The organism is Acinetobacter sp. V89_7 (assembly GCF_029967895.1).
Classification (GTDB): Bacteria; Pseudomonadota; Gammaproteobacteria; order Pseudomonadales; family Moraxellaceae; genus Acinetobacter; species Acinetobacter soli.
Genome location: NZ_JASCAJ010000028.1, coordinates 68,088 through 85,119, shown reverse-complemented (window position 1 = coordinate 85,119; position 17,032 = coordinate 68,088). Strand labels below are relative to the sequence as shown.

At 43.3% G+C, this 17,032-nt stretch carries 15 protein-coding genes; 2 read left to right on the top strand and 13 right to left on the bottom strand.

All coding sequences use genetic code 11. From position 1 onward, the window contains the following. Positions 1-43 precede the first annotated feature (43 nt). The 10 genes from QLG00_RS09310 to paaA all read right to left on the bottom strand — a co-directional run bounded on the left by QLG00_RS09310 (position 44) and on the right by paaA (position 9,058). The gene (locus QLG00_RS09310; protein WP_004936473.1) at positions 44-1,075 is read right to left on the bottom strand and encodes a substrate-binding domain-containing protein; all 1,032 of its coding nucleotides are present in this window, start codon (positions 1,073-1,075) and stop codon (positions 44-46) included. A gap of 271 nt (positions 1,076-1,346) precedes the next feature. Beyond that, the gene (locus QLG00_RS09305; RefSeq protein ID WP_282470854.1) at positions 1,347-1,961 is read right to left on the bottom strand and encodes a gamma carbonic anhydrase family protein; all 615 of its coding nucleotides are present in this window, start codon (positions 1,959-1,961) and stop codon (positions 1,347-1,349) included. Positions 1,962-1,995: 34 nt separating this feature from the next. Further along, positions 1,996-2,943 (bottom strand): phenylacetic acid degradation operon negative regulatory protein PaaX, encoded by a 948-nt coding sequence (gene paaX, locus QLG00_RS09300; RefSeq protein WP_004936468.1) that lies wholly within the window; start codon positions 2,941-2,943, stop codon positions 1,996-1,998. A gap of 63 nt (positions 2,944-3,006) precedes the next feature. Beyond that, on the bottom strand, positions 3,007-4,299 hold the full coding sequence (gene paaK / locus QLG00_RS09295) for a phenylacetate--CoA ligase PaaK (protein WP_282470853.1): 1,293 nt from the start codon (positions 4,297-4,299) through the stop codon (positions 3,007-3,009). A 219-nt stretch (positions 4,300-4,518) separates the two neighbouring features. Further along, on the bottom strand, positions 4,519-5,310 hold the full coding sequence (gene paaG / locus QLG00_RS09290; RefSeq protein ID WP_282470852.1) for a 2-(1,2-epoxy-1,2-dihydrophenyl)acetyl-CoA isomerase PaaG: 792 nt from the start codon (positions 5,308-5,310) through the stop codon (positions 4,519-4,521). Positions 5,311-5,393: 83 nt separating this feature from the next. Next, the gene (locus QLG00_RS09285) at positions 5,394-6,452 is read right to left on the bottom strand and encodes a 2Fe-2S iron-sulfur cluster-binding protein (RefSeq protein ID WP_282470851.1); all 1,059 of its coding nucleotides are present in this window, start codon (positions 6,450-6,452) and stop codon (positions 5,394-5,396) included. Between the two features lie 49 nt (positions 6,453-6,501). Beyond that, the gene (gene paaD / locus QLG00_RS09280; protein WP_282470850.1) at positions 6,502-7,002 is read right to left on the bottom strand and encodes a 1,2-phenylacetyl-CoA epoxidase subunit PaaD; all 501 of its coding nucleotides are present in this window, start codon (positions 7,000-7,002) and stop codon (positions 6,502-6,504) included. Positions 7,003-7,027: 25 nt separating this feature from the next. Further along, positions 7,028-7,783 (bottom strand): 1,2-phenylacetyl-CoA epoxidase subunit PaaC, encoded by a 756-nt coding sequence (gene paaC, locus QLG00_RS09275; protein ID WP_282470849.1) that lies wholly within the window; start codon positions 7,781-7,783, stop codon positions 7,028-7,030. A gap of 14 nt (positions 7,784-7,797) precedes the next feature. After that, positions 7,798-8,088: a 1,2-phenylacetyl-CoA epoxidase subunit PaaB gene (gene paaB / locus QLG00_RS09270; protein WP_025094253.1), complete on the bottom strand. Its 291-nt coding sequence runs from the start codon at positions 8,086-8,088 to the stop codon at positions 7,798-7,800. Between the two features lie 40 nt (positions 8,089-8,128). After that, positions 8,129-9,058, bottom strand: coding sequence for a 1,2-phenylacetyl-CoA epoxidase subunit PaaA (gene paaA, locus QLG00_RS09265; protein ID WP_282470848.1), 930 nt, complete (start codon positions 9,056-9,058; stop codon positions 8,129-8,131). 250 nt (positions 9,059-9,308) lie between these two features. On the opposite strand from paaA, the gene paaZ reads away from it, so the two are divergent. Further along, positions 9,309-11,411, top strand: a complete 2,103-nt coding sequence (gene paaZ, locus QLG00_RS09260) for a phenylacetic acid degradation bifunctional protein PaaZ (protein WP_282470847.1) — start codon at positions 9,309-9,311, stop codon at positions 11,409-11,411. Positions 11,412-11,505: 94 nt separating this feature from the next. Here paaZ and QLG00_RS09255 read toward each other — a convergent pair whose 3' ends face one another. Beyond that, positions 11,506-12,888 carry an amino acid permease gene (locus QLG00_RS09255; protein ID WP_151795717.1) on the bottom strand — a complete coding sequence of 461 codons (1,383 nt, stop codon included), beginning with the start codon at positions 12,886-12,888 and terminating at the stop codon, positions 11,506-11,508. A 162-nt stretch (positions 12,889-13,050) separates the two neighbouring features. After that, a complete protein-coding gene (locus QLG00_RS09250; protein WP_282470846.1) occupies positions 13,051-14,772 on the bottom strand; it encodes a thiamine pyrophosphate-binding protein in 1,722 nt (573 codons plus the stop codon). A gap of 132 nt (positions 14,773-14,904) precedes the next feature. On the opposite strand from QLG00_RS09250, the gene QLG00_RS09245 reads away from it, so the two are divergent. Next, complete coding sequence (locus QLG00_RS09245) at positions 14,905-15,390, top strand: Lrp/AsnC family transcriptional regulator (protein ID WP_004936439.1); 486 nt, start codon at positions 14,905-14,907, stop codon at positions 15,388-15,390. A 107-nt stretch (positions 15,391-15,497) separates the two neighbouring features. Here the strand turns inward: QLG00_RS09245 and QLG00_RS09240 are convergent, their stop codons facing one another. After that, the gene (locus QLG00_RS09240; RefSeq protein WP_004946409.1) at positions 15,498-17,030 is read right to left on the bottom strand and encodes an aspartate aminotransferase family protein; all 1,533 of its coding nucleotides are present in this window, start codon (positions 17,028-17,030) and stop codon (positions 15,498-15,500) included. Between the last annotated feature and the right edge of the window lie 2 nt (positions 17,031-17,032).

The following is a 17,032-nucleotide window of genomic DNA, read 5'->3' as shown; positions in this document are numbered from 1 at the left end:
ATGGTGTTGTTGAATCACCATCAGCTTTCCAATGTTAAACAAATTACTTAACTGATTTACCCGCTTTAAAGTCTGCCAAGACTTTTGCACGCTCTGAATCAGACATTGAAATCAAACCCGCTTTCTCAAGTTTAGAACCTTTACCCGAGGTTTTCTTGTTGATAAAGAACTCAACGTATTGTGGTAAACCTTTGATTGATTTTAAGTGTTCACCTTTTACATAGAAGAACAACGGACGAGAAACTGGGTAGCTGCCATTCAAAATGGTTTTTTCAGATGGTGCCACGTTATTTACAGTTGCAACACGTAGCTTGTCACGGTTTTGATCGTAGAAACCTAAACCAAATACACCCACCGCACTTGGTGATGTTTTAAGGCGCGCAAGTGTTTCTGTGTAGTCGCCTGAAATTTCGATCACACGTCCGTCTTTACGGAATGCCGAACATGCTTTCTTCTGGTCGTCTTTATCTAACTTCTTGAAATATTCGTATGATTCACAGCCTGCTTCAACCATTTTTTCTTGGAACACTTCACGTGTACCGTGGTTAGACGCTGGAATGACTAAAGTAATCGGTTCGTTTGGAAGCGATTTGTCAATTTGATTCCAACGTGTATACGGGTTTGGAACCAACTGACCATTCGACGGGAGTTTTTCTGCCAATGCAGCGAAAACAAAAGCTGGTTTCAGTTTGTAAGCCGGTTTAGATGAGTTCGATGCAAACACGATACCGTCGTAACCAATTTTGATTTCTTGGACTTGATTTACGCCAGATTTTTTACATGCTGCCAACTCAGTATCTTTAATTTTACGAGATGCATTTGCGATATCAATGGTGTTGTCGCCCACGCCTTGGCAAAACTGCTTTAAGCCGCCTGAAGTACCGCCTGAGCCTACTACAGGCGTTTTAAATTGAGGGAATGTATTACCAAATTCTTCTGCCACAATACTTGCATATGGCAATACGGTAGAAGATCCTGCAATCTGAATCGTGTCGCGGGCTGCATTTGCAGCTGTCGCTAAAGTTGCCCCAGATACTGCTAATGCGATGGCGATGTGACGTGGATTTAAGCGCATTCTGTTTTCTCTCATTTGTGCAATTTAATGACAACGCTTTCTTTATTTAAGTGTTGTACTTTGGTTAACTGCATTCTGAGCAGATAATATGACAATTAAGTGACAACTTTATGACGCTTTTATGATGATAAATTTTTATTGTCATTTTTTTCAATCAAACAGAATCTGCGCTTAATTTATTGCTAATGTAAAAATATTTTTAAAATCAAGGATTCGCTCAAACACCATCAAATGGATGAATTACACTCAACTCAGAACTCTCAATTAGAGATCAAGGCTGCTTGGTCAAATATTCATGTTTTGTGACATGTTGCGAAAAAAAATCGTGATAATCGCGTCGATGTGAATGTATTTGCGCGTGCGGCTGCACTTCCTGCATGCTGTGTAAGCAGCGCTGTGCTAACTCGATGTAAGTTTGTGTTCCCTGCTGTTTCCAGTTTTTTTCTGCCTCAGTTAATTCTCGAATGACTTTGGCTGGGCTACCTATCAACATTACATTCGCAGGTACTTGCATCTTTGCCTTTACCAAACTGTGTGCGCCGACAATTGTATTTTCACCAATAACAGCCCCGTCAAGAATGACGCTGTGCATACCAATCAAAACATTATGATGCAATGTACAACCATGTAATATCACACCATGACCCACATGCGCGCGCTCTGCAACTTGGGTAATACTGTTTGGAAAACCATGAATCACGCACGCATCTTGGATGTTGGCATTGGCCTGTACATGAATGCGACCAAAGTCGGCACGCAGTGAAGCAAGCGGCCCAACATACACGCCGTCTTCAATAATCACATCCCCAATCAATACCGCAGTAGGATGCACATAGGCATGCGGACTAATCACAGGAATCACACCATCAATTGAATAACACGGCATCACTTTGCTCCATTACCTGAAACAGCCATTACAATTAGGCAACAGGCTCATTTTTTTCCAGAACCAGTCCACCAAAGCGCTTATAAAACTGCGGATGCGCTGACGGCATCGCCCCTTCTGATGTGCGTGCAGTATGTAAAAAGAAGCTTTCTGCCTCATGAAATACCAGTTGATATAAGTTGCCGGTCAGGTTACGTGCATTGAGTGATAGCCAGTGAGACGGCAGCAGTTCAAATGGTAAATTTGGATCTTTCAGTAAAATACGGCGATATTGGTGAATCAATAAAATACGGATTTGAAACGCCTGCAATGGATCTAATGCATCTTCATTTTCAATGATACCGAGTAGCTCACGAAAATCACCAATAAACTTTCCATAGCGTTGATGCAACTCCTGAACTGGCCAATTACTTTCGACCATACGTTTTACAGTTTGGTTCGATTCTTGCCACAATTTAAGTGTTTGCGCTTTAAAAATAACCACCTGATCGGTCATGCTCAAATTCATGAGTAAACTTTGCAGTTTTAAATGATCACACCCTGGATAAGCCATCAGATTTGTCGCAATATTGGCAAAGCCCAACCACTCCAGCTCTTTTTTTAGTTGAATCTTATTTTCAATTTCTACCGAACTGAGCAGAACCAAATCCCATTGCTGATCCCATTCATGGTGGCTCAGGCTATAAATTTTTTGGTCTGCATTGATAAAGCGCTGACGGCTACTTTCAGTAATTCGATAATAACTGGTACGACCAACTTTCTCGGAAACCAACCAACCATTTTTGACCAGACGAAATACGGCGGTACGAACAGAACGTTCATTTACGCCCAAGGTTTCAATGAGCTGTATCAAACTGGCCAGACTGATCATTCCTCCACGATGAAAAATACAATCACCAAAAATAGTCATGATCAGTGAGGTGACACTTAAAGCTTCTTTCTGAACGAATTCATCGATAATTTGTTTTAATTTCTGATTCATTTCGTTTCTTACACCTTGTTTAGAAAAAAATGATCCATCCCGTGACGGATCATTTTGATTGAATTACGCCGATTTTCGGGTATCGAACACACGCTGAGCCTTACCTTCGGAGCGAGGTAAACTTCCCTCACATAAAATCTCGACTTTTACTGAAATTCCCACCATGGTTTTGATCCGGTTTTGCAGTTGTACGCACAGTTGGGGCGCCAGCGCGTCACTAAGCTCACTTCGCATTTCAGCACGAATATGCAAGGTATCCAAGTGACCATGTTTACAAATCTGGATCTGATAATTTGGCACCAATTGCGGAATATGTAAAATCTGTTCCTCAATTTGTGATGGAAACACATTTACACCACGAATAATCATCATATCGTCACTGCGCCCAATAATTTTATCCATTCGGCGCATTGTGCGTGCTGTACCGGGTAAAAGACGGGTCAAATCACGCGTACGGTAACGAATCACCGGCATTCCCTCTTTGGTAATCGTGGTAAAGACCAGCTCACCTAATTCACCATCCGGCAAAACCTCACCTGTTTCTGGATGTATAATTTCCGGATAAAAATGATCTTCCCAAATGGTTGGTCCATCTTTACTTTCCAGACATTCCATTGCCACACCAGGACCCATCACCTCAGACAATCCGTAGATATCGAGTGCATCAATACCCAAGCGCTGTTCGATTTCATGGCGCATTTCATTGGTCCACGGCTCTGCTCCAAATATGCCCGTCTTGATTGAGCACGCTCTGGCATTGCCCATTTGCTTTTCAAGCCCTTCAATAATATTCAGGCAATAAGATGGCGTCACCATAAGTGCAGTTGGGTTAAAATCTTGAATCAATTGTACCTGACGTTCGGTTTGACCTCCCGACATCGGGATGACGGTAGCGCCTAAACGCTCAGCACCATAATGAGCACCTAGCCCACCTGTAAACAGGCCATAGCCGTAGGAAACCTGTATCACATCCTTTGCAGTCAATCCGGCAGCGCGCAAAGAACGTGCCACGACATCTGCCCATAAATGAATATCTTGCTGGGTGTAACCAACCACAGTGGGTTGTCCCGTTGTACCTGAAGAGGCATGCACACGCACAATTTGTTCTTGTTGCACCGCAAACATTCCAAACGGATAATTGTCACGGAGGTCTTTTTTTGTAGTAAATGGAAATTTTGCCAAATCTTCCAGTTGTTTAAAATCGTCGGGATGTACACCTGCTTCATCAAACTTTTTTTGGTACGCTGGACTGTTTTGGTAGGCGTGACGCAATGTTTTTTGCATACGCTCAAACTGTACACTGCGCAATTCATCGATTGAGGCTGTTTCAATCGCATCTAATGCATTCTTATTCACCGTCTGGCTCCTCAGTCATCCTGACTGCTATTTATCTCGATCATGCGAGTTGTTGTCATCAATTCAATCGTCATTGGTATTAGGTTATAGCCAAAAAACATAAGCACAAACCGAATCTCGTACATTTTGATTTAGACCATTTCATCGTTATGGAATGTCATTTGGGCTACAGTATCGTGTTTTTCATTCATTGTTGCATGTGCAAAGCTTTACAATTTACTAGCAGCCAGAATACTGCGGCACACGTTTTTGCATAAACGCCTGCACGCCCTCGCGGTAATCATTTGAGCGACCTGCAAGGCGTTGATAATCACGCTCCAAAAGTAGCTGTGTTTCAAGTGGGTTATGCGCCGAAGCATGGATTGCTTTTTTAATCAGCGACAAACCATACGTCGGTTGCTTGGCCAAATGCTCAGCCAGATCTGTGGTGGTCTGCTGTAATTGATTATCGGGTACGACCTGCCAGATCATGCCGAGTTCAAGCGCACGTTGTGCCGTCACTTTATCGCCCAGCATTGCCAGTCCCATGGCTTGTGCTCGACCAACCAAACGAGGTAAAAACCATGTGCCACCTGAGTCCGGTACCAGTCCCAAGCGACAAAATGCTTGTATAAAGGTGGCAGATTCAGCCGCAACCACAATATCACATGCCAACGCTATATTGGCACCTGCACCCGCAGCCACACCATTTACCGCACAAATCACTGGTTTTGGCATTTCGGTAATGCACTGAATCAGCGGGTTGTAATATTTTTCAATCGATAAACCTAGATCGGGCGCATCGACATCTGGATCGACCACGCGATCATTGAGGTCTTGTCCGGCACAAAATCCTCGGCCAGATCCTGTGATTACCACGGCGCGAATCTGAGGATTAGTGGTCCATTGCTGCATCACTTTTGATACTTCATGATGCATGATTTCGTTAAAGCTGTTGAGTTGCTGTGGTCGGTTTAAGGTGAGATAACCCACCGCATTGTGTTCTTGCACAATTATGGTTTGAAATTCCATTTTATTCTCCAATTTTCTGATTCTTGTTTCATCCGGTCTTTTATTCAGGGCATCAGGCATGCTTTTAAGCAAACCTAAGCGATTTATTCATCAAAACTCATTCTGACATTTGCGCTGATTGGCCGTGCCTGACAGCTCAATACATACCCTTTTGCAATTTCCTCTGGTTCCAGACTGTAGTTAAGTGTCATTTCCACCTCACCGCTGAGCACCTTGCATTTGCAGGTTGCACATACGCCGCCTTTGCACGCATAAGGCAAATCGGCTCCAGCACGCAAAGCTGCATCTAAAATACTGTCATCTTCTTTGCTCACCTCAATTAGTAGCTCACGACCATCTAATATAATATTGACGGTTTCTTCGCTGCGATGTTCGATCTGCTCACGAGACGAAGACGCGGATGTGCCCGTATTAAAGCGTTCAGTATGAATTTTTTCTGACGCGATACCCAGTTGGGGCAAATAGGTCTCAATCGCATCGAGCATACTTTCAGGGCCACAGGCAAAACAGTGATCGGCATCGCGTGGAATCAATCCAGCAGTGGCTAATTGCTGTAGCTTAACAGCATCGATACGACCATTAAAAATCTCGCTGTCGTTGAACTCTCTTGAGAATACATTGATCAGTTGCATACGACCTTTAAATGCATCTTTCAAATCCATAATTTGCTCTGAAAACATGGTCTGTTTCCAAGATCGATTGCCATAAATCAAGGTGACAAACGCATCAGGTTGATGCTTCAACACCGATTTGATAATAGATAAAATTGGTGTGATTCCACTACCAGCCGCGATGCATAAAAAGTGACGACCACCCGCTTTTGCGGCTTTTTGATAAAAAATGCCTTGTGGTGGCATCACATCGAGTACATCCCCCACATGCAAATGTTCATTGGCCCAAGTCGAGAATTGCCCCTGATCAATTTTCTTGATGGCAATACTCAAATCTTCATCATGATCGCTGCAAATCGAATAACAACGGCGCAGTTCACCTTGCTCACTTTGATGGCGAATCGTTAAATGCTGGCCCGGCATATAATCAAATACGTGCTTTTGATCATCTTGCAAATCAAAGGAAATACAAATCGATTGCTCGGTTGGATGCTGTATTGCTTTAATGGTGAGCGGAATAAACGGGTTCATATCAAAATTCCTTTTTAGCGTGACGCTATTTTTATTGTTTGTTTAAGCGTCAGATACATTTAAAGTAATCAAAAGGCTCGAGGCAGCTTTGACATTTGTATAACGCCTTGCATGCGGTTGAACCAAATTCACTGACTAATCTGGTGTGACGGCTATGGCAATGTGGACACTCGATGCCATCTTGCAAAGCGACATGCGTGCCACACTGGTGAGCATCACCTTGTGGCGGTGCAATGCCGTAAGCTCTAAGCTTGCGCTTGCCTGTATCTGTCATCCAATCTGTCGTCCATGCTTGACTCAGATCGATCACCACCTGCGCCGGTAATAAACCCTGCTGCTCAAATGCCGATAATATCTCAGCCTTGAGCAAATCTGTTGCTGGGCAACCACTATAGGTTGGCGTGAGCTTGATGATAATCTCGTCTTGATTATTGATTTCAACGCCCCGGATCATGCCTAAATCGATAATTGAAAGCACTGGAATCTCTGGATCTGAAATCTGCGACAATATGTCCCAGCAAGTATCGTTGAGTAATCGAATCTGTTTCACGTCATACCTCCTGTATATGGCTGTTTTACCACACCATATTTGGATAACTACGCTGCATATATTGCATTTCTGCCAGTACATAACCCAGATGCTCGGTATGCAAGCCCTGCTTGGCTCCACGACGATACGCACCCAATTCAGGTATTTGTAAGCCCAAACGTGTAAGCTCTTCGGTTACGCGTGTTTGCCAGATATGTTTTAGCGGTGCAAGATCTGGAATGATTTCTGCCTCGACCAGTGAATGTTCTTCTGGGGTCAGATCAAAAAGCTCATCGGTAAAGCGCCAAAGCTGAGCGAGTCCATGTTGGATTTTCTCATGTGCAGTTGTTGTACCCAGACTCAAGCGCTCCATCCATGTGCTTGAAAAACGCAGATGATAATTCACCTCTTTGAGTGACTTGACTGCAAATGCTGTAAGCCCTTCATGCTTACTCTCACTTAAGGCACGAAAAAGCAGTGCATGATAATGATCCATCAACCATTGTCTAACGATGGTTTGCCCAAAATCGCCATTCGGTTGCTCGGTCAGCAATAGATTGCGATACTCTCGTTCATGACGAAAATAAGCCAGACGATCTTCATCGCGTCCTTGTCCTTCAATTTCTCCCGCCAGACTCAATACAGTACGTGCCTGACCCAATAAATCTAGACCAATATTGGCAAGTGCAATATCAAGCTCTAGTTCGGGTGCATGACCACACCACTCAGATAAGCGATGAGATAAAATTAAATGACTGTCGCCAATGTGCAGCAAAAACTGTGAAAATACTGAAGTGTTCATAAGTAGTCTCCGCATTACATGTGCTCAATACCATCGGGAATGGTATAGAAGGTCGGATGACGGTAGACTTTGTCTTGTGACGGTTCAAAAAATTCTGGCTTCTCTTCAGGTTGAGATGAACGAATTAACTCAGACTTCACCACCCAAATACTCGTTCCTTCATTACGCCGCGTATAAACATCACGTGCATTTTGAAGCGCCACTTCATCATCAGATGCGCGTAAACTGCCAACATGTCGGTGACTTAAACCTTGTTTGCTGCGAATAAACACTTCATACAATGACCAGTTATTTTTATATTCCATGATTGTTATTCCTTGTTTTCCTATTGGTGCTTTCGCTCAGTTATGCAACTTTAGCAGTTTGTTTTTGTGCATAAACCGCTGCAGACTCTCGTACCCACTGGCCGTCTTCCCATGCTTTACGGCGTGCTGCTAGACGCTCCTGATTACAAGGTCCTCTTCCTGCGATCACTGCATTAAATTCATTCCAATTAATTTCGCCAAACTCATAATGCTGAGTGCTTTCATTCCACTGTAATTTCGAATCCGGAACAGTCAGACCAAGCTGATGAACCTGCGGTACGGTGTTATCGATAAATTTTTGTCGTAACTCGTCGTTACTAAAGAGTTTAATTTTCCAGAACATGCTCTGAGCACTATTGGGCGAGTTGTCGTCGCTTGGGCCAAACATCATCAAGGCTGGCCACCAGAAACGATTAACCGCATCTTGTGCCATTTGTTTTTGTTCTTCAGTACCATTTGCCAGTTGCATCATGGCTTCAAAGCCTTGGCGCTGATGAAAGCTTTCTTCTTTACAAATGCGAACCATGGCACGTGCATAAGGCCCGTACGAGGTTCTACATAGCGCGACCTGATTGACAATTGCTGCACCATCGACAAGCCAGCCAATGGCTGCCACATCTGCCCAAGTCAGCGTCGGATAGTTAAAAATTGAAGAATATTTCATTTTCCCATCGATCAGCTTTTGCATCATGTCATCACGATCTGCACCGAGTGTTTCGGCCGCACTGTATAAGTAAAGCCCATGACCAGCTTCATCTTGAACTTTCGCCAGCAACACCGCTTTACGTTTGAGCGTGGGTGCCCGTGTGATCCAGTTCCCTTCTGGCAACATACCCACCACCTCAGAGTGACCATGCTGACCAATCTGACGAATCAAGGTTTTGCGATATGCGTCGGGCATCCAGTCTTTGGGCTCAATAAAAGAGTCTTGTTTTATGCACTGATCAAACCGTTCCTGTTGCGTGCTCATGATTCACTTACTCGTCAAAAGTATCCATACACTTAAGTTAATTTGATACAAAATAAAAATCAATATTAATTTTTAGTATCATTTATTTTTTTAAAATGAAACTTGATCAAGATTTTGTTTTATATTAATTTTATTTTTTAAATATTTTTATAACAGCGAATTTTAATTGACTTTTATATAGCTCTATTAGAAATTAAGTAACGCAATAATTAAAAAATGAATGAAAACGTATCATAAATGGAGTTTAACTATGTACCTGGTTGATTCAGACGCGCATGTTTCTGCACATTCGGAGCCAAATGTATCGCTTGCGCCCGCATTAAGTTCATTGGTGTGTGGTGAATCCTACACCTCAGATACCAATACTCGCACAGTGCATCATGCCATTAACGGTGCTGCTATTTATCGGGTAAGTAGTGATGGTCTAAATGTTCAAGCTGTAGTGGATTATGCAAAACAACATGGTGCAGTACTTGCGAAATGGACATTTCATCATCGTGCGAATGCGCTTAAAAAGGTGGCGCAATATTTACTTGATCGTAAAGAACACTATTACACATTGGCACAAGCCACGGGATGTACCCGTAAAGATGCTTGGATTGATATCGAAGGCGGTATCGGTACACTTTTTGCGTATTCTAGCCTCGTTCGACGCGAACTAAGCGATGCTACAACATTGGTCGAAGATGCGTGGATTCCACTATCAAAAAAAGGCAACTTTGGTGCTAAACATATTTTGCATCCCAAAGCTGGCGTTGCGCTACACATCAATGCGTTTAACTTTCCTATCTGGGGGATGTTAGAAAAAATTGCGCCAACGTTACTGGCAGGTGTACCTTGTATTGTGAAACCCGCCACAGAAGGTGCCGCTTTAACCCATGCGGTTGTACAGGATATCTTGGCGAGCGGATACTTACCCGATGGTGCTTTACAACTCATTTGCGGGCAGATCCATGACTTACTTGATCATTTAAATGCTCAAGATACCGTTACATTTACGGGTTCTGCACAAACTGGGCAGCAGCTCAGAGCGCATCCACATTTAAATCGTTATTCAATTCCTTTTAGCATGGAAGCCGATTCAATCAATAGCGCCATCTTGACTGAAGATTGTAGTGAAGCCACTATTGCACTTTTTGTACAGCAAGTGGTCAATGAAATGACCAGTAAAGCAGGCCAGAAATGTACCGCCATCCGACGTGCTTTTGTACCTAAAGCCGCGCTAGAGACAGTTCAACAGCAGCTCATGGAGCAACTAAAAAAGGTTGTGGTTGGAGACCCTAGTCGAGCAGACGTTACCATGGGCGCTTTGGCCAGCAAAAAACAGCAGCAAGACGTTGCAGCTTGTGTTGAAGTATTGGCCCAAGAAGCGCAAATTGTGTTTGGAAGTCACTTGCGTAATGATTGTCTAATTCACGCCGAAGATACCACATTAGGAGCCTTTTACCCGCCAACACTACTGCTGTGCAATGATCCTGTTCAAGCCACATCCATACATGAAACAGAGGCATTTGGCCCCGTATGTACGCTCATGCCGTACGATGATCTGGAGCAATTGGCAGTACTGATTGCCAAAGGTGCAGGTAGCTTAGTCGCGTCAGTGGTACGTGAAAGTCATCAAAATATTGAAGCGCTGATTGCAAAAATTGCGCCATGGCATGGCCGAATTCATATTTTAGATCAGGAAAGTGCTAAAGAAAGTACTGGTCATGGCTCTCCATTACCTCAATTGGTACATGGCGGTCCGGGGCGTGCGGGTGGAGGTGAAGAACTGGGTGGCCTACGTGCGGTGAAACACTATATGCAACGTACAGCCATACAAGGATCGCCAAATGCACTCACCCAACTGGGGCAAAGCTGGACAGCAGGCGCCCACATTGTGGAAGATCGCGTTCATCCATTTCGAAAAACGTTTGATGAACTGGAAATTGGTGAGCGTTTAAAAACTGCACGCCGTACCGTGACTGAAGCCGATATTGTCAATTTTGCTTGCTTAAGTGGCGATCATTTTTATGCGCATATGGATCAAATTGCAGCCAAAGACTCGCTGTTTGGTGAGCGCGTGGCACATGGCTACTTTATTGTCTCTGCTGCTGCGGGGTTATTTGTCGATGCAGCTCCCGGGCCAGTCATTGCCAATTACGGTATGGACAATTTACGCTTTGTCGAGCCTGTAAAAATTGGCGATACCATTCAAGTTGAGTTGACCTGTAAACAAAAAACCCCAAAAACACTCAACGATCCAACGCAAAAACCGCACGGTGTGGTGGTCTGGGACATTAAAGTAAAAAATCAACGCGAAGAGCTGGTGGCAACCTACGATATTTTAACGCTGGTTGAACGTGCAGCTTAAATAAAAGACTGGTCTGCAACACTGAGGTGCAGATCAGCTGATGATATCCATGAAAAAAGAGTTCGAAAGCGAACTCTTTTTTTGTCTGCTGTGCTTATGAATGCGTTTGAGCTTCAGCAGTCAAGATGTCTTTTTTACGGTATTTAAGCTGATACACCACTGCCAGCACGATCAACCAGATAGGGACCAGCATTACGGCAAGTCGCATATCCGGCGTGATACTCATAATGATCAGGATACCAAAAATAAAGGCAATCGTTAAATAGTTACTCCATGGACTCATGATGCTTTGAAACGTCGTTTGATGATGTCGTTGCTGCATCGCTTTTCGAAATTTCAGATGTGTCCAAGAAATCATGAGCCAGTTGACCACTAACGCTGCGACCACCAGCATCATCAAAAATTGAAAGGCTTTGCCTGGCATTAAGTAATTAATTAATACGCAAAGCGCTGTAATAGACGCTGAAACACCAGCAGCATATACCGGAATACCACGACGATTCACTCGTTGTAGGACTCGTGGCGCATTACCTTGCATGGCCAAACCGTGCAGCATTCGACTGTTACAGTAAATACAACTGTTATATACCGAGATTGCAGCCACCAACACCACAAAATTTAAAATATTGGCGACACCGTGGCTGTTTAGCGACTGAAAAATCAAAACAAAAGGACTACCGCCTTGAGCCAACTGATTCCATGGAAATAAGCACAGCAAAACTCCGATCGCACCAATATAAAAAATCAGAATACGATACACAATTTGATTGACCGCTTTAGGAATAGTCTTGGATGGATTTTTGGTTTCTGCCGCCGTAATACCAATCAGCTCTAATCCACCAAAGGCAAACATGATAATGGCCAAGGACATGATAAAGCCTTGGATTCCATTTGGAAAAAAGCCACCAAATTGCCAGAGATTGGCCACGCTGGCCTGAGGTCCAGCATCGCCTGATATCAACAAATATAAACCGAAGAAGATCATGCTGAAAATCGCAATAATCTTGATACAGGAAAATAAAAACTCAGATTCACCAAAAAAACGTACATTGATGAGGTTTATGGCATTAATGGCAATAAAGAAAAAAAGCGCAGTGATCCATGTGGGTAATTCGGGCAACCAAAACTGTACGAAGGTACCAATTGCACTCAATTCGGCCATGCTGACCAACACGTATAACACCCAGTAGTTCCAGCCAGACATAAAACCGGCCATTGGACCCCAGTATTTGTTGGCAAAATAGCTAAAAGACCCACTGACCGGTTCCTCGACAACCATTTCACCCAAGTGTCGCATAATCAGAAATGCAATGATGCCTGCGATTGCATAACCCAGTAAAACCGATGGCCCTGCCAACTTAATGGTTTGTGAAATACCTAAAAACAGCCCTGTCCCTACGGCTCCTCCTAGAGCAATTAACTGAATATGCCGATTCGATAATCCTTGTTTTAACTCGTTCGTTTGTTGTGCTTCCATTACTGCGCTCCATGGTTCAATTTGCACACTCCTGTGCGTTCCTTTGAATCTTTTACGATGTGAATTTAAATAATAAAGTTCTTATGAATACCCCTTAAATGCTTAATCTCAATAAAAAAGACACTGTGGTGATTGGTTATCGCACAGTGTCCTGATAGTCTTTTATTTATAGGTGCCGACCGGGCTGAGTATATCGGCGGTCTTTGGTTTGAGTTGTTGATAGCTATAATGACCATAATCGTATTGCGCCACTACATCGGCAAATTTGGTCAGACTGGCTGGTGCATCCATGACAGGAAGTTTAAGCTCAATCAGCGCCAACGTTTGGCTCGACTCAAGCTGATCCAGTACTGTATGTAACTGCCCTACTGTCTCGACGATATGTGTGCTGTAGGCATCTGCTCCATTAAACACCCGCATTACTTCGGTATAGTTCCAGTTCTGGATATCGTTATACGATGATTTTTCGCCGAGAATTAAACGCTCAATGGTATACCCCCCGTTATTTAAAACAAAAATAATCGGTTTGAGTTTTTGACGTACTATTGTGGAAAGCTCTTGTACGGTTAACTGGATTGAACCATCACCAATAAATAAAATATGGCGGCGTTTTGGCTGGGCTAGCATACTGCCCAGTAACGCAGGTAATGTATAGCCGATTGATCCCCAGATTGGCTGCGCAATATAATCAGCAGTCGCGGGTAAACAAATACCAGAAATAGAGGAATTGGAAGTGCCAACCTCTCCTATAATCACATCATTGGCTTTGAAAAAGCCTGACATTGCACGCCATAGCGCAGCTTGAGTCAGCGAATCTTGTTCTGAATATTCTGGCGCTTGAACCGAGGGAGCTGAACAACTCTTTGGTTCACGTTCACGGGTTTTTAATCGCTGTAATAATGCAGTTAAAAATTCAGCGATTTCAATTCCGGCAAAGTTACGATCATAAATCGTCAGATCGTATTGTTTTAAATCAATGTAGCGATGTTTGCGAATCTGATGTGAAAAAAAGCCAGTCCCAACATCGCTAAAACGCGCACCAATTCCAATCAGGCAGTCGGATTGCTCAATGATCTCTTTAGTTTTGGGTTGGCTTGCACTTCCAGCATAAATTCCTGCATACAAATCTGACGACTCATCAATTACATTTTTTGCGGTGCAAAGACACGCGTAAGGAATATTGTATTTTTCCGCAATTTGAGCCAAAACTTTACCTAAACCATACACCTTGGCGGTTTGATCGATCAGAAATGCTGGACGTTTGGCCGAATAGAGCTCAGCACAAAACTCATTTAATGCCAGTTCTAAAAGTTGCGGATCACTTTTTGGAATACGTTTATCGAGTGGCTTTGCATCAACATCAATTTTGATATGAGTGATATCGGAAGGTAACTGAATATAGACTGGACGGCGCGAGATCAAACACTGCTTGAGCACACGATCAATTTCAAAAGCTGCATTTTCTGGAGTGAGACGGGTTTGTGCAACAGTAAACTCTTTCATGCAGTTCATAATATTGTCGTAATTACCATCAACCAAGGTGTGATGAATTAACTCCCCTCGATTGACTGCATGCAGAGGTGGAATGCCCGAAATTAAGATCACAGGGACATTTTCAGCATAAGCACCAGCAATGCCATTGATTGCACTTAAATCACCCACACCATAAGTGGTCACAAGAGCAGCCACACCATTACTACGCGCGTAACCATCTGCCGCATAGGCGGCATTTAGCTCATTACAGTTTCCAATAAATTCTAGCGATGTATCTTCTTCGATTTGTTCTAGATACGACAGGTTGAAATCTCCGGGTAATCCGAATATATGATCTATTCCTAACTCGCTTAAACGTTGATTTAAAAATTGTCCAATCTCGATAAACATTGTTCTTCTCCTTGATACTATTTTTTTGTCTCTATAAAAATAATAGGTGATCGACTCACTGATCTTCATGCATAATGGATACTAATTTTTATAAAAACGCACATTTTGTGTATCAAAAAAGGATTTGATGCAATGGATAAATTTGATTGGAAAATCATCAGTGCTTTACAGAAAAATGGACGGTTAACAAATCAGGAGATTGGTGATCTGATCGGGTTGTCTGCATCGCAGTGCTCACGTCGCCGGCAAATACTTGAACAAAAAGGGATTATTTTAGGCTATACCGCGCGTATCGATCAGCAAGCTGTGGGGCTAGAAGTCACAGCGATGGTGCATATCAATTTGAGAATTCATGAGGCCAAATCTCAAATCACTTTTCTCGAGATGATCGAACATGAAGAAAAAATTCATGATTCTTTTTCTATCAGCGGTGATGCCGATTACATTTTAAAAGTCGTGGCAGAAAATCTTGAAGATCTTTCTAATTTTGTGACCGAACGACTCCTGACTTGTGAAGCAATCGGGCATATCAAAACTTATATCGTGCTAAAAAAAGTGAAGGAACAAAATCAATATTTAGGAAAAAATAAACGTCAGACTAGTCCACTGGCAGTTTAAGTCAATGTGTTAAAATCTTGCGTTGAAGATCATGTGCTAAAAATCTTGAGCTGCAAAGATTGGCGTAAAAAAACCCAGTCTAAACTGGGTTTTTTGATACGCATCGATTAATCAATTGCTGGAACATATGTACCTGAAGCAATTGCATCTTTAATGCGATCTGCTTCTTGCAATACAAATGACAAAAGATTTTGAACGTTTTCGAGTGTCGCAACCGGGCTTAACGTGGTCATTTTGAGCGACTGCACCTGACCCACTTTGGTCACACCAATATTGGCATCACCGCGTGCAAACAATTCATCTGCAACGTTTTGGTTCAGGGTATCAAGCAACTCAACCGGATAACCTTGCGGTACAACACGGAACAGTACAGATGCAAATTGTGGCTCAACCAACAACTCTAGGCCGTCAGTTGCCTTGATGTAATCTGCCACTTCACGCGTCAGTTTTACACCATGATCAATCATAGAGCCATAAAGTTCTTCACCAAGTGCCTCAATGGTCATCCAAAGCTTCAATGCATCGAAGCGACGCGTCGTTTGCAAAGACTTCGACACAAGGTTGGGTACACCATGCTCTTCATCATAAGCTGAGTTTAAATACTCCGCTTCATAATGCATAAAGCGATAGTTGGCTTCATCTTTGAGCAAGAATGCGCCACAGCTGATGCTTTGGAAATAATGCTTATGGAAATCGAGCGTGATTGAATCAGACAATTCAATTCCAGCCAACATCTCGCGATAGTCGTTCGACAAAATCAGTGCACCACCCCATGCCGCATCGATATGCATCCACGCGCCATATTTTGTGGTGATGTCACGGATTTCTTTCAGCGGATCAATTGCACCAGCATCAGTTGTGCCTGCTGTTGCCACCACACATGCCACGATTTTGCCTTCGGCTTGCAAATGCGCCATGGTTTTTTCCAGCGCATCGACATCCATCTGAGCAAGCTCATTGACAGGCACCGTGACTACTGACTGAAAGCCCATACCCATCATCGCCATGTTCTTTTGCACAGAAAAATGTGCATTTTCAGAACAAATGACTTTGATGTTACGCATTGCTTCGGCAGGAATACCATCACGCTGAACAGACCACGGCTGACCATTTTCGTCTGTAAAGTTTTTAGCAATTGCCCAGTCACGCGCCAGTAGCACACCCATCAGGTTCGATTGCGTGCCACCTGAGGTGAATACGCCAGCTTGACCTGATCCGTAGCCTACTTTTTTACGCAACCAATCAATCAACTGAACTTCCATCAATGAACCCGCTGGGCTTTGATCCCATGAGTCCATCGATTGGTTGGTTGCATTGATCAAGACTTCTGCAATCTGGCTGGTCACCATTGTTGGACAATGTAAGTGTGCCAACGAATACGGATGGTGTACTTTCAAGCTTTTATTTAAGAAAAGCTCAACCATGCGTTCAAGAGACTGATGTAAACCCAATCCGTCTTTAGATGGATTAAAGGCAATTGCCGAACGCAATTCCTTGATACTTCCACCTGTATACATCTTGTCGTTTTGTAGCCATGCTGCAACAGCTTTTACAGCGTCGTCCATTGCTGACTGATAGTCAGCAATAGATGCAGCATCGTTACAGAGCAACGCTTTACGGTGTTCTGCAAAATCAACCATGG